Raw genomic sequence first — 14791 nt, 5'->3', positions numbered from 1 at the left:
CTATGAATTTTAAAGAATTTTATAATAAAACAGAGAATAGATTGAATGATGCTATATTATCGCTTTGGGCTACTGGTGATAAAGAAATGCAAGACTACTTTAAATTCTTATTATCTCAAGAGCCCATTATGGCAGATGCCGTTTTCCAGAATACATTTCCTTGGGAACAAGATCAATTAACTTTTGGTCAAACATCAACTATTTTTAAACAAGAGTTTATTAATGCCTTAGATAAAATTAAAGACGACGATTTTAGATTTCCTAAAGATCGTAAACCATATAAACACCAGCTTATAAGCTGGAAAATGTTACTTGATAAGAATAAATCAATTGCGGTTACTACAGGAACTGGTTCTGGTAAAACAGAATGTTTTATGCTTCCAGTAATTCACGATATTCATCAAAACAGCAAAAATAAAGAAGGTATTAACGCTATTTTTTTGTATCCTTTAAATGCTTTAATTGCTAGTCAAAGAAAGAGAATGCACGCTTGGTGTTCGGCTTTAGATGGTGTAAAGTATGCATTGCTAACTGGTGATACAGCCAATAAAGAGAATAGTAAAGACAAAAAGAAGAATGCACTACCAGAACTAATCTCAAGAGAGCAAATAAGAGAAACACCACCACAGATTTTGTTTACGAATCCTACAATGCTAGAATATATGTTGGTTCGTAATGCTGATGTTCCAATACTAGAAAAATCAAAAGGATCATTACGCTGGATTTTATTAGATGAAGCACATACACTTACTGGTTCTAAAGCAGCGGAAATGGCATTACTTATAAGGCGTGTTGTTTCTGCCTTTGAAGTAGATATAAAAGATTTGAGATTCGCCATAACTTCTGCTACTGTAGGGAGTGACAATATAGAAACACTTAAAAAATTTATGTCTGATCTTTGTGGTATTTCGGTAGATCAAATTGAAGTAGTTACGGGTAAGCGAGTTAATAATCAAATAGCGGATGAAGATATTCCTCAATTATCTCAAACACTATCTCAGAATAACATCAAACTACTTAGAGATAAATTTTTAAACAATAAAGGCATTACTCAAAGTGAAATTGGACAGTACCTGCACATTCATAATAGGCTGGATCAATTAGAAGTAATTGATACACTCGCAGAACACAAGGTAAATGGAGAAAATCTACTTCCTGTTCGGGGTCATTTTTTCACGAGAGGAATTGGGGGTGTTTACGTTTGTACCAATACTAAGTGTGATAAACATAAAGCTCAAAAACCAAATAAGGCATTAGGTACAATGTATACTATATCGGGTAAAAATTGTTCTTCTTGTAAATACCCTCTATTAGAACTTATCGCCTGCAGAAGCTGTGGTAATATGATGTTAGAAGGAGAAAGATATAAAGATAAAATCACTCAAAAAGCAACAGTTGGTTATGAGGCATTTAGCATAGAAAACGAAGATAAGGGTGAGGAAGATGAAAGCATGATAAAAGTCGACAACCGCATGGTAAGACTTGTGAGAAAAGAACATATTGATCTGAACAATCCTTTATTACCATGTAGTATTAACTTAGATAGTACTATTAATCATCTTGGAGAAGATTTTTTAATGTCCGATGAGAGTCGATGTCCACATTGTGGTAATCAAAATGACAATCCTATTCATTTTAGAATTTCATCTGCATTTACGAATAGAATCTTATCCGACATTGTTTTAGACCAAACAGAGGTCATAAGTAATCAAACTACTAAAACCTTATACAAAGGAAGAAAGTATATTTCATTTACAGATAGTAGACAAGGAACTGCCAAGATTTCCGCACTAATAAATATAGATAGCGAAAGTGATTGGATACGATATCAGGTATATCATTATTTGCTTAAAAAGTTAAAAGAAAATCAAGTAATAGCTACTAATGATGAGCTTTTACAAGCAAGGGCTATGTATGTAAAGCAGTTGGAAGAGGCACCTGCCTTTATGAAAAGTAAAATTCAAAAAGAAATTGAAGAAATAAATTTTAGATTAACCTCAGGAAACAAAGACTCATTATCCAATAGTAGGACTTGTTGGAAAGAGATTATAGATCATATAAAAGAAAAAAATGATTTTAAAACACTTTTTAAAAAAGGGGCTAGAGGCAATAATCTGGCAACTGAAAATGTGATATATGCAAAGTCTTTACTATATGATCAGTTTGCACGCAGAATACCAAGGGAAAGATCGCTTGAAAATTTAGGATTAGTTAATGTGGTATATCCAAATTTGGATAATGTGATACTGCCAGAAATAGCAACCAAACTTGGAATTATTAATGAGGAATGGCAAGCTCTACTGAAAGTCTCAGCAGATTACATTATTCGATACAATTTCAATTTCTCTTTTGACGATTCAATGCGATTATTCACGTCTAAGTTCTATCGATCTGAATTAATATATCCATCAAACACCGAAATTGTCAATGCAAAAAAATGGAGATTATACAATCCAAATTCTATTGCTCAGTCACGTTTGGTTTTATTGATTTGCGCAGGATTAGGCTGGCACGACAGAGGTGACATAACAGAGGTTAGAGAAGATCAACTTAATGAGTTATTAGAGAAAATATGGAGAACTTTACAACAAAAAATACTAACTGCCGATGGAGACGGATATAAACTTGATTTCCTAGAAAGTACTCAATTTGAAATAGCTGGTCAAGAGTTTTTATGTCCGGTAACTAAGAGGTTGGTTGATAAGGTTTTTAGAGGATATTCCCCTTTAATTAAAGGAAATTTAGAACCTAGTAATATCAATAATTATAAAATAGACATTAGTAAAAATCATCAATTCCCATCTTACTCACATCCTTATCACAAGGATGAAAATAATGAAACTATTTATATAGAAACAGTTAACGCTTGGTTAAAAGAAAATAGCCAAGAGGCTAGAAATAAGGGGTTGTGGAATGATTTACATGAACGCATATTTGATTATGACAAACTATATCTAGCAGGAGAACATTCAGCACAACAAGATAAAAAGCGACTCAAAGAGTTAGAAGAGCAATTCGAAAATGGAGAAATAAACATCTTGAGCTGTTCTACAACTATGGAAATGGGTGTTGATATAGGTGGAATATCTGCCGTAGTGATGAGTAATGTACCACCTATGCCTGCAAACTATTTACAAAGAACTGGTCGAGCTGGTCGTCGTGCAGAAAATAAATCTTTAGCACTAACTTTTTGCGCACCTAATCCAATTGGACTGCGTACAATGAACAATCCTAAATGGGCTTTAGAACACAAAATAGCTCCACCAATTCTAGCTTTTGATAGTAAGAATATTGTAGAGAGACACGTAAATTCTTTATTGTTTGGAATATTTATTAGACACCAAGGAAATGAAAACAGAGGACTCAATGTAAAAGAAAATATTGAAAAGTTCTTTTATGAGGATTCGCCTACTATAGCTCATAACTTTCTAAACTGGTTGGAAAGTATAGATGCAAATGTATTCAAGAAACAATTAGAATACATCGTTAATAATACACCTTTGTCTGATGCCAGCCCAGAAGAACTCATCTCCATGGTTTCAGATAATTTTAAGAATATAATCGGTCGAATTAGAACTCAAAGAGATGGTTATGATAGAAAACTTGAAGAATTAAAAAAGCAGTTTGGAGATGCAAGTCCGGCATACAAAGCGATAAGTTATAGAAAAGGTCAGTTTTTACAGAAATTTGTTCTCAATTATTTAGCTGAAGAAAGTTTTTTACCAAATGCTGGGTTACCCACAGGAATTGTAGATTTTGAAAAAATCACATTGTCTGACTTACAAAACAATAAAGGCAAGTTAAAGTCAAACCCAAGTTACCCTATTGCTAGAGCACTTACTGAGTTTGCACCAGGTAACAATATTCTAATTGATGGACTTAATTATAAATCTTCGGGTATAATTATGAAGAATATCTGGGGGCAGTCTGCAGACAGAAATGTTATACAAGGGTGTAAAAACTGTGGATATCAACGTACTGTTGACCTTCAAGAAAACATAGAAGATAATTGTCCTAAATGTAATGGTGTCAGTTCTTTCCAAGGGTTAGACCTGGGAGAGCATAAAGGCTCTTTCACTGAGCTCATTGAGCCCGCAGGGTTCTCTATTGATTTATATAGTATACCTACAAGAGTCGTTTCAGAAAAGAGTAAACCTCAATATTTAGAACCGCTTCTTCTAAATATTGAACCCTGGAATGTCAACCAAAATCGTTTCATTGATTTTAGGACAAGTTCGAGTGAAAAGGAAACACAAATACTATTTTATAATACAGGCGAAGGCGAAGGTTACAGTTTGTGCCTAGATTGTGGTAAAGTCGGAAACTCTAGACAGCAACTAGAAGGACATAGACGGTTAAGAGGTGGACGAGATAGTAATGGTGAAAGTATCTGTACAACTCAAAACGTAAGAGAACATATTATTTTAGGTAACAGATTTAAGACAGATTTTACAGAAATCCGCTTAAAGAATAGAATCCAATCTTTTGTTAGTGATAAAAAACTAGCCTATACACTAGGTGTGATTTTTACTAAATCTTTAGCAGAGTATCTAGCCATTGAAGAAACAGAATTAGGTTTTGGTATTAAACAATATAATGGCTACCAAACCATATTTATTTATGATACTGCAAAAGGGGGCGCAGGTTATGCTTCTCAATTTAGATTATTCGCAGAAAAAATTCTGAAACTTGCTTTAAATGTTTTAGATAGTTGTGATTGCCAGACAGCTTGTACTAAATGTCTAATAGATCGTGGCACCCAATGGCATATTGAAGACCTAAATCGTTTTATTGCAATAGAATGGTTGCGTTCTACTATGGATAATCAACTACCAAAAGAATTACAACATGAAAGTGATAAAGTAAGCTTGGTCTTTGGATCCCTTCATGATGAAATCAACATTCTCAAATATCAATATGAAATAAAAGAAATTAATATACATGTTAATAGTAAGATTACAGAGTGGGACTTAGAGAGAATAAGTTGGATAAATAATTTAAAGAGAGATAGAATCGGAATCAATTTGGTGATTGAAGGCGACATTGTCTTTGCTAATAACCAAGAAAAACTAACTGCATATTTATTATCTCATAATTTCAATTTAAGACATGGTAATAAAAATACCATTCTAGACTATCCTATTCATTTATCAATAACACTTCAAAACGATAATACATTAAGTTATATTTCAAAAGGGAATTATGACGGTTTAAATGAGAAATGGACTTTTGGTATAAAAGAAAAATTCTTTAAAGTTGAAAATACTAAATTGGAAAATTACTCTGATATTATAATTCCAGATTTGGCCTCATGGAATTTATTTGAATCCAGAATTAAAGGTAGTTTACCAAGAAATAGTCAAAGTAACGACGTTGCTAAACTAATGATAACTAACCTTAATAACGCTCAAGATTTTATATCTAGAATATCAAATCAAATATTTAAAGTAGTTTACTTTGATAAGTATAATCAATCTGAATTTTCATTGCGATTAATGCTACAATTCATTAATCAGATTAAAAAGCTATGGCCTATTAAGGTTTCAGAACTAAATGTACATCTCGCCAAATCAGATTTTAGAGGGCCTAATTATCCAGAGTATATAATTCATAATTACAAAGAGCTCGATGATTATGTGTATGATCTTAAAGAACTTTCAAACAATTATGATTTTAAGATAGACTTTATAGAAGAAGAGAGATTACCGCATTATAGATATTTTAAGTTCACATCCAATGAGATTTCTTTCAGTATAAGAATTGATGGGGGTATTGCTCATGGGTTAAAGCCAGTAGAAAGATTGACTTCTAATGAGATGAAGATGGAAGACCAAGTATTTGAAATACGAAAAGATGTAGGTTACGATATTATCTACAATATAAATATTGAAGATTAATACAACTATGTAAATAGATTGCATAACAAATTGTTTTATTTGCATTGATAAACTAATAAAATTACAAATGATCACAGGACAATTAAAATCCCAAATAGACCAAATATGGAATACCTTTTGGACAGGAGGTATTTCAAACACAATAACAATAGTAGAACAATTAACATATCTCATATTTATTAAAGATTTAGATGAAACTGAAACCCGAAACGAGCTTAAAGCAAAACGAGGATTTAAATACACGCCTATTTTTGGAGATAACCAAAAAGATTTCCGTTGGAAGAATTTAAAAGAAATGGACGTAAACGCACGTCATAATGTGTTTAGTAATACAGTAGATGGTGTTTTTCCATTTATCCGCTCCTTAGGTAAAGAAAAAAGCTTGTTTAGTACGTACATGCAAGGGGCAACCTTTGGAATTTCTAAACCTGCGGTGTTAGATCAGGTAATGGAAAAACTGGAACGTATAGATATGTCTAACCAAGATACTAAAGGTGATATTTACGAATATCTATTATCAAAGTTAGAAGGTGGTGGTACTGCGGGACAGTTCCGTACGCCGCGTCACATTATTAAAATGATGGTAGAACTTATGCAACCAAAAATTGATGATATCATTTGCGACCCATCAGCAGGTACAGCGGGTTTTTTGGTGGCTGCTAAAGAATATATAGACAAACATTATGAGGTTACTGTACTAGATAAACATGCAGACCATATTAACAAAACCATGTTTAACGGTACCGAGTTTGATGCAACCATGTTACGTATTGCTTCTATGAACCTCTATTTACATGGAGTAGAAGAACCTAATATTATAGATGTTGATGCGGTAAGTAAAGATAATAAGGTTACAAATGCCTATACACTAGTTTTAGCAAACCCACCATTTAAAGGTACTATAGACAAAGAAAGTATTGCTCCAGGTTTAAAGAACGTAACAGATACTACAAAAACAGAATTGTTGTTTTTAGCCCTAATTTTACGTCAATTAAAAACGGGTGGACGAGCAGCTGTTATTGTACCGGATGGTGTGTTGTTTGGTAATAGCAAAGCACATAAAAGTATTCGAGAAGAAGTTGTATGCAACAATAAATTAGAAGCTATAATATCTTTGCCTTCTGGAGTATTTAAACCTTATGCAGGGGTAAGTACTGCTATAATGATCTTCACAAAGACAGGCTCTGGTGGCACAGATAATGTATGGTTTTATGACATGTTGGCCGATGGAAAAAGCTTAGATGATAAAAGAAATCTTTTAGTAGAAGAAGATGTATTTGATGCCTTTTCTTTTGGTGAAACTTTTGCAAAAGAGTCAACAGAAGACCAACAGAACTTGCATAAGAAGTTTAATCTGCCAGATATTCTAGCGCGGTATCCAAAACGTTACGAAGATAAGAGGGCTCGCACCGAACAATCTTTTTTAGTGCCTTTTAAAGAAATACGAAAAAACGACTGGGATTTGTCCATTAATCGATATAAAGAAATTGTTTATGAGGAAACAGAATATGACAAACCTCAAGTGATTTTGAAGAGAATATTAAAATTGGATAAAGAGAGAGCTCTTTTAATTGAAAAATTAAATAAGTTATGATTGTTAGGTTAGGTGATATTGCTAAAGTTACTGCAGGTCAAGCTGCGCCAAAAAAATTTTCAAATGAAGGTTTACCCTTTATTAGGGCCGGTCATTTAGAAGAATTGACAAATGGAGGGAAATTATGTTCTTTACCAAAAGTATCAGATGATATAATTAAAGAGAAAAGATTAAAAAGACTTCCAAAAAACAGTATTTTATTTGCTAAAAGCGGCATGAGTGCTACAAAAAATAGAATATATATTACGGAAGAAGAAACCTGTTACGTTAGCCATTTGGCAGCCGTTTTACCAAACAAGACTTTCGACGCCCTCTTTCTTGCTAAATTTCTTTCTTGGTTTAAGCCATCAAAATTAATTTTGGATTCGGCATATCCTAGTATTCGGTTAGAAGACATTAATAACTTAAAAATTCCTTTGCTACCTCTTACAATCCAGAAACAAATTGCTGAAATTCTAGAAAGTGCTGCAAATTTAAGGGATAAAACGGAACATCTTTTAATTGAATATAATGCTTTAGCAAAATCTATTTTTTTAGATATTTTTGGAGACCCAGTTGCCAATCAAAAAGGTTGGAAGGTTCATAAACTAAAAGAGTTATCAACCAACATAGGAAGTGGAAATACACCCAAAGGAGGCAGTAAAGTTTATGTAGATGAAGGAATAACTTTCTTTAGAAGCCAGAATGTGTGGAAAAACAACTTACTACTTGACGATGTTGCTTATATTGATAAAGCCACTCATGATAAAATGAAAAATAGCAGTTTAAAAAATGGAGACATTTTAATGACCAAAACAGGCAGAATAAATACGGAAAACAGCAGTTTAGGTAGGGCGGCAATGTACTTAGGTGAGGATGATAAAGCAAATGTTAATGGACACGTTTATTTAATTAGGCTTAAGAAAAATGTTATCAATGAGTATGTCTTATTTATTCTAACAACCAACGAATATCGTGAACATATACGTAGGGTGTGCGTTGGAGGAATAGATAAAAGGCAATTAAATAAAAATCATTTAGAAGAATTCCCAATAATTTATCCACCTATAGAACTACAAAAAAAGTTTACAGAAAAATTAAAATTAATAGAACAACAAAAAATACTAGCAAAACAAGAATTAAAAGAAAGTGAAGATTTATTTAATTGCTTATTACAAAAGGCGTTTAGGGGCGAGTTGTTATAGCTATGCAATTATATTACATATGACACTTATATATTTGTAATTCAATTTTAAATTATTCTCAATATGAAAGGAAAGGTATCATTTTTTAATCTCCAAAGAGGGTTTGGTAAAGTTTTAGATGAAAACTTAAAAGAGCATTTTGTACATAATTCAGAGGTAGAAGGAAACTTTAAAGTTTTATACGAAGGAGAAGAAGTGGAATTTGAACCAAAAGAAACAGAAAAGGGATTAAACGCCATTAAGGTAAAAAGATTAAAAAAAAGGGTCAGAGGAAAAATTAAAGAATACCAAATGACTGATGGTTGGGGATGGATTGAAGCAAATTCAAAAGATTATTGGTTTCATCACTCTCAAGTAGTTGGTCAATATGGTTTTAAAAAAATAAGAGAAGGTTTTACTGTTGAATTGACACCATCGGATGATGGAACTCGCTTAAGTGCTGAAAATGTAGTTTGCATTGACACTAGAAATCCATTAGACAAATTTGCTTATCTTGGCAATTGGGATGAAGCAATAAACGGTTTAACCAATTTAGCGCAACCAGAAGAATGGGATTATCTAGACGAAAAAACTGGTGCACATCCTGTTCTAGATAGTTATGTTCATCAAACGTTCATTCAATTGGTTAAGGAAAATAAAATTGAATATGCCAAATTTAATGGAATTGATAGTTATGCAGCATTTAACACTGGTTTAGTTACTGTTAAACAAGAAGAGATATTTGCATATTTTGAAATAAATAGACCGCCATCACCTACGTATTCTTATTTAAATTTAGAGTCACAAAAGTGGCAATTTTTAAAATTTGATAGAGAAAGTGATCGAATAATGACACATTTTAAAGAACGCCCAAAATTGGCTAATTATTTTTCAACTCCCACTGACTTGTTATATGATGTTAATAGAAGATTAATTCCTGATTTTGAACACATTGTAGATGACCGTGAAGATAGATTTCCAGATATTTTCAAATCTCTATCCGATGACCAAATTATGGAAAGATTGCGTTCTGCAATTGAAAGTGCTCTAAAAAGAGTTCGTAGAAATTATAAAACAGCAATTCCTCAGTTTTATAATGGAGGAATACAATTGCTATTGCCTTTGTGTTTGGAAAAGCCTGAGAGAGCTGATTTAGCATTAGTTGTTGCCCGAGAAAATGAAATATATAGAGCCAATACAATTTTGCCATTAGATTGGGCATATAACAATGCTAGGTTATTAGCAAAACCTGATAGAGAGTGGCTTAACCCGTAATCAAAAAAAGTAAAATGTTCATTGGAGTTATGGGAGTCAGACACAAGTTTTTTCACAAAGATTTTGGGGAAGGGTTCCGTACAGAGAATGCTATCCTAATTGAAACGCCTTATAAACCAGAGATCTTGTTTATTGGTACATTCAACCCCTTAACTAATGATGAAGCTAATCCAGCAGATTTCTTTTATGGGAGAAATTGGTTTTGGCCTATTTTATTTAACATTTTTAAGCATAATAAAATAGCTGTTATAGAAAAACAAAGGAAGTTTTATCCTCCTGATTTTAACCCAACTCTAAAAGAAGTATTTGGTTTTATGAAAAAACATAAACTCAGTTTTGCTGATTTAATTATGGAGATTCTTCCGGAAAAAAACATAAATTGTATTGCTGGTAATAATATTTTTTATGAGAATGAACACTATGATTTAATTAAAGATAATCATTTAGCAAAATTAAATAGAAAAGGAGAAGTAAGTTGGAGTACCAAACATTTGATTGATTATATAAATTATAATCCCCAAATTAAGCAAGTTTATTTTACAAGAAAATCCACCAGTCCATTTTCGGAAGAATTATATGGTTTAGAAAAGGTTTTGAGCGAAAGACATGTAAAGGTAAAGCAATTGTTTACTCCTTCTGGTCAAGGTTTAAAAGGAACACCAAGAAACAGAATTCTAATGGATCAATGGTTGCAAAGTACAAAGCTAGGGTTTAACAGTTTAGACACGAAATGGACAAATTTTTAAGCATACCAGAAAAAGATCAGGATGTTAGATATCTTCTTGGAAGAAAAGGATTAAATAATTTACTTGTAATTTGTTTAAATCCTAGTACAGCTGATGCATCAAAACACGATGGTACAACAAGCAATGTGGAGAAAATAGCAACTGTTAATGGTTTTGATGGCTGGGTGCTATTGAATATAACTCCACAACGAACACCATACCCTTGCAATTTGTCAATAGAAGAAGACAAATCACTATTAACCAAGAATATTGATATGCTTGAGAGCATCATGTTGTCAAATGAATTTAATTTTAAAAGTGTTTTGCTTGCATGGGGTAATAATATTAATAGTATTCAGCATCCTTATTTAAAAAAGTATGCTGCAATCATGTTAGATCTTCTAAAAAAATACGATTTGGATTATTGGTGTATTAAATTAACCCAAGAGAATCATCCTTTTCATCCAGCCCAACAAAGCATTAATAGATATGTTGGTCCTGTAGAAAATATTAAGTTGCAGACAATTGATACAAATAATTATTTAAAAATGCTAACTAAAGGATAAAGTAGTATTTTAGAGACATGGTTACAAACTTTCAGTTTTTACAGCAAGAATGGTCTGTTTTTTACGAGCGATCGTTAAAAGCAGAACAACTTGTTATAACAGACCCTAGAACATCGTTAGCATACGCACGTATGGCTTTAGAAGTTTCTGTAAACTGGATGTATACGCAGGATGATGAGTTGGTATTTCCTTATGATACGTCTTTAAACAGTTTGCTTACCGAGCGACAGTTTAAAGAACAATTTAATCACAAACTATACAATGAACTACATCTAATAAAAAAGGCGGGTAATCTTGCCATTCACAATAAACCAGTAAATGAGGTAGATTCACATACCATTATAGAATACCTTTTTTATTTTGCCAAATGGTTTGCCAAGTCTTATGGCGAAAGCCAAGGTCAAGAATTAGGTGTTTTCAATTGGGATGCGATACCTAAAAAAGGTCAGGATGCGCTTTCTAAAAAAGAATTTGGCGATTTAAAAGAGCTATTAAATAAAGAGTTAGATGGTTTTCAACATCAATTAGCCATAGCTAATGAAGAAAAGGAAAACTTAGCTAAAGAAAATGAGCTTTACAGAAAGCAAATAAAAGTTTTACAGGCTCAAATAGATGCTAATAAAGAAGAAGCTAACACTCAAGATGAAGTAAAACACCCCCGTAACGAATATGAAACACGTAAGTATTTTATAGATGTGGCATTACGAGAAGCTGGTTGGGATTTAGCAGGTGCAAAAGACAAAGAATTTAAAGTACAATATATGCCAAAATCTACCAACACCTCAGAAACGGGTTATGTAGACTATGTGCTATGGGATGATGATGGGTTGCCTTTAGCATTGGTTGAAGCTAAAAAAACCTTGGAGAGTGCAAGTAGGGGAGAAAATCAAGCGCAATTATATGCCGATTCTTTAGATAAAATGTACGGTCGTCGACCAGTTATTTATTATACCAACGGTTTTGAAACCTTTTTATGGGATGATCAGTTTTATAAAATGTCAAGACCAGTACATGGGTTTTATACCAAAGCCGAACTACAAACACTTATGTATCGCCGCACCCATAGGGCAGATATAAGAACTGCTGCAATTGATGCTACTATTTCAGGTCGTATTTATCAAATTCGCTCAATAAAAAGTATTGCTGAACATTTTGCTGGTACCGATAAGCAAACAGGCAAGTTAATTGGCACTAATAGGGGAGCTTTGTTGGTATTGGCAACAGGTACGGGGAAAACGAGAACTGCTATTGCATTATGTAAAATGCTACTTGAGGCGAATTGGATAAAACGTGTTCTGTTTTTAGCCGATAGAAAAAGTTTGGTAAGTCAGGCAAAAAGTAATTTTGTAAAATTTTTACCAGAGCATTCTAGTGTCAATTTAATCATCGAAAAGGATAATCCCGACGCTCGTTTTGCTTTTTCCACTTATCAAACAATGATGGGTTTAATTGATGGCTCAAAAGATGGCGACCATCGTTTTTATGGAGTTGGTCATTTTGATTTAATTATTATAGATGAAGCTCATCGTTCTATTTATAAAAAATACCAAGCAATATTTGAATATTTTGACGCCCTATTTTTAGGTTTAACCGCAACTCCAAAGAAGGAAATTGATAAAAATACCTATAGTGTTTTTGGATTAGCAGATAAATCACCAACCGATGCTTACACCTTTGATGAAGCTGTTGAAAACAGGCATTTAGTACCCTACCGCTCTATTGAAGTGCCTACTAAGTTTTTAAGACAAGGCATTAAATATGATGAATTATCAGAAAAAGAAAAAGAGGAGTTTGAGGATGAAATTTTAGATGGAGAACAAGCATCTGGTAACGAATGGATTTCTTCAAGCGAGCTAAATCAATGGTTATTCAATAAAGATACCACCATAAAAACACTCATTTTTTTATTAAAACACGGAATCAAAAAGCGCGGTGGAGATGAGTTGGGTAAAACCATCATTTTTGCACGAAACAAAAAGCATGCTCAATTTCTTAAAGATATTTTTATGGAATTGGATAAAGAGAGATTTGGAAATGATTATGTAAAAGTTATTACACATGGTGAGCCTAAAGCTGAAGAATTTATTCGTCGTTTTTGTGATGAAGAAAAAGAACGATTACCTCAAATAGCTATTTCTGTAGATATGATGGATACAGGTATTGATGCTCCTAGTTGTGTTAATTTAGTATTTTATAAACCTGTAAAATCATATTCAAAATTTTGGCAAATGATTGGTCGTGGTTCACGTTTGAGACCTGATTTATTTGGCATTGCAAAGGATAAGGAACGCTTTTTAATATTTGACCTTTGTGAAAATTTTGATTTTTTTAAAGAAAACCCAGAAGGCATTGAATCAACTGTTCAAAAAAGTTTATCAGAAATAGTTTTTAGCCTAAAATTACAATTAGCTCAATATCTAAAAGAAAGTAAATTCCAAAGTGATATAGAATTGCAGGAATATCGTTTAAGCCTATTAAACGAATTACATGGTGAAATCGCAGACTTAAATACTGAACGGTTTGATGTTAAAATAAATATAAAAACGGTTTTAGATTATGGCAATGAGAATCGAGAATTATGGAATCATCTTACCAAAAAAGACATCAAAATAATCAATGAAGTTCTATCACCCTTAATTCGTCCCAAAAAGGGAGATACCGATTTAGCTAGATTTTATGATAAGCTGTTATATGCACTTATCATAAATAGACTGGAAACTCCTGATGCTCCAGAGTTTATTTCAAAATTAACTATACCAATCACAAAAGTAGCCATAATTTCAAAAAAGCTATTAAAAAAAACAACCATCCCTGAAATTAAGGAGAAAGAAGGATTAATTAAATTGCCATTAGATGAAACCTTTTGGGGATTGGATGGTATCAAGCATCTTGAGAAAATTAGAAAAGGTATACGAGATTTAACAAAATACATTGACCCTGTAGACCAAAAATATGTCACAACCGATTTTCAAGATTACTTAAATGAAAATATGGTAATTACTAAAGATTATGTTAGTGAAAAATCTGAAATATATGCATCACCTTTTACAAATAACATCCACCGCTTAGAAGAAATTATAAGAACCAATAAAGATAATCTAACTATTAATAGAATTCGTAAAGGAGAAGCCATTTCCAAAAAGGAATTAAAATCTTTAGAAAAGATGTTATTCTCAAATGGTATAGAAAAACAAACTGTGGAATCTGAAATGGGTACGACCTTCAATTTAGTGCAATTTATTGTCTCCCTTATGGGATTGTCAGCTGAAAGTGTTGATAATGCTTTTGCAGACTTTATCAATGATTTTCAATTAAATGCTGTGCAAATTCAGTTTATTGATACATTAAAATTATTCTTGTCAACTAACGGAAAAATTGATCCTTCAAAACTTTATGACTCTCCTTTCAAAAATTACCATACCCTAGGTATTGATGGTGTATTTAATGAACAACAAGCAGATGTCATTTTTAATATTTTAGAAAACTTCAACAACAGGCAGAACGCCTAAAGACAACATTTTTATTTTTACTGTGCAATTATCTTGCACAATTCTGTTTAATATTTGCAGTA

At 32.5% G+C, this 14791-nt stretch carries 7 protein-coding genes; all 7 read left to right on the top strand.

Annotation, left to right across the window (positions count from 1 at the left end):
* The first annotated feature begins 2 nt into the window (after positions 1 to 2).
* The 7 genes from RNZ46_RS02750 to RNZ46_RS02720 all read left to right on the top strand — a co-directional run bounded on the left by RNZ46_RS02750 (position 3) and on the right by RNZ46_RS02720 (position 14729).
* On the top strand, positions 3 to 5897 hold the full coding sequence (locus tag RNZ46_RS02750; RefSeq protein WP_316983864.1) for a DEAD/DEAH box helicase: 5895 nt from the start codon (positions 3 to 5) through the stop codon (positions 5895 to 5897).
* A gap of 67 nt (positions 5898 to 5964) precedes the next feature.
* Positions 5965 to 7491, top strand: a complete 1527-nt coding sequence (locus tag RNZ46_RS02745) for a type I restriction-modification system subunit M (RefSeq protein WP_316983863.1) — start codon at positions 5965 to 5967, stop codon at positions 7489 to 7491.
* The gene (locus RNZ46_RS02740) at positions 7488 to 8675 is read left to right on the top strand and encodes a restriction endonuclease subunit S (protein ID WP_316983862.1); all 1188 of its coding nucleotides are present in this window, start codon (positions 7488 to 7490) and stop codon (positions 8673 to 8675) included. The genes RNZ46_RS02745 and RNZ46_RS02740 overlap by 4 nt, the downstream gene beginning before the upstream one ends.
* Positions 8676 to 8738: 63 nt before the next feature.
* Positions 8739 to 9929 carry a DUF3825 domain-containing protein gene (locus RNZ46_RS02735; protein ID WP_316983861.1) on the top strand — a complete coding sequence of 397 codons (1191 nt, stop codon included), beginning with the start codon at positions 8739 to 8741 and terminating at the stop codon, positions 9927 to 9929.
* A 14-nt stretch (positions 9930 to 9943) separates the two neighbouring features.
* A complete protein-coding gene (locus RNZ46_RS02730) occupies positions 9944 to 10675 on the top strand; it encodes a hypothetical protein (protein WP_316983860.1) in 732 nt (243 codons plus the stop codon).
* A complete protein-coding gene (locus RNZ46_RS02725; protein ID WP_316983859.1) occupies positions 10660 to 11220 on the top strand; it encodes a DUF1643 domain-containing protein in 561 nt (186 codons plus the stop codon). The genes RNZ46_RS02730 and RNZ46_RS02725 overlap by 16 nt, the downstream gene beginning before the upstream one ends.
* A gap of 131 nt (positions 11221 to 11351) precedes the next feature.
* On the top strand, positions 11352 to 14729 hold the full coding sequence (locus RNZ46_RS02720) for a DEAD/DEAH box helicase family protein (protein WP_491546688.1): 3378 nt from the start codon (positions 11352 to 11354) through the stop codon (positions 14727 to 14729).
* Positions 14730 to 14791: the final 62 nt, after the last annotated feature.

Source organism: Hwangdonia lutea, from assembly GCF_032814565.1.
Classification (GTDB): Bacteria; Bacteroidota; Bacteroidia; order Flavobacteriales; family Flavobacteriaceae; genus Hwangdonia; species Hwangdonia lutea.
This window is presented reverse-complemented; position numbering and strand designations above follow the sequence as displayed.

What these genes read in the sequence shown, in the direction of transcription:
- RNZ46_RS02750 (WP_316983864.1), top strand. Translation starts at nt 3, where the DNA reads ATGAATTTTAAAGAATTTTATAATAAAACAGAGAATAGATTGAATGAT.
- RNZ46_RS02745 (WP_316983863.1), top strand. Translation starts at nt 5,965, where the DNA reads ATGATCACAGGACAATTAAAATCCCAAATAGACCAAATATGGAATACC.
- RNZ46_RS02740 (WP_316983862.1), top strand. Translation starts at nt 7,488, where the DNA reads ATGATTGTTAGGTTAGGTGATATTGCTAAAGTTACTGCAGGTCAAGCT.
- RNZ46_RS02735 (WP_316983861.1), top strand. Translation starts at nt 8,739, where the DNA reads ATGAAAGGAAAGGTATCATTTTTTAATCTCCAAAGAGGGTTTGGTAAA.
- RNZ46_RS02730 (WP_316983860.1), top strand. Translation starts at nt 9,944, where the DNA reads ATGTTCATTGGAGTTATGGGAGTCAGACACAAGTTTTTTCACAAAGAT.
- RNZ46_RS02725 (WP_316983859.1), top strand. Translation starts at nt 10,660, where the DNA reads ATGGACAAATTTTTAAGCATACCAGAAAAAGATCAGGATGTTAGATAT.
- RNZ46_RS02720 (WP_491546688.1), top strand. Translation starts at nt 11,352, where the DNA reads ATGGCTTTAGAAGTTTCTGTAAACTGGATGTATACGCAGGATGATGAG.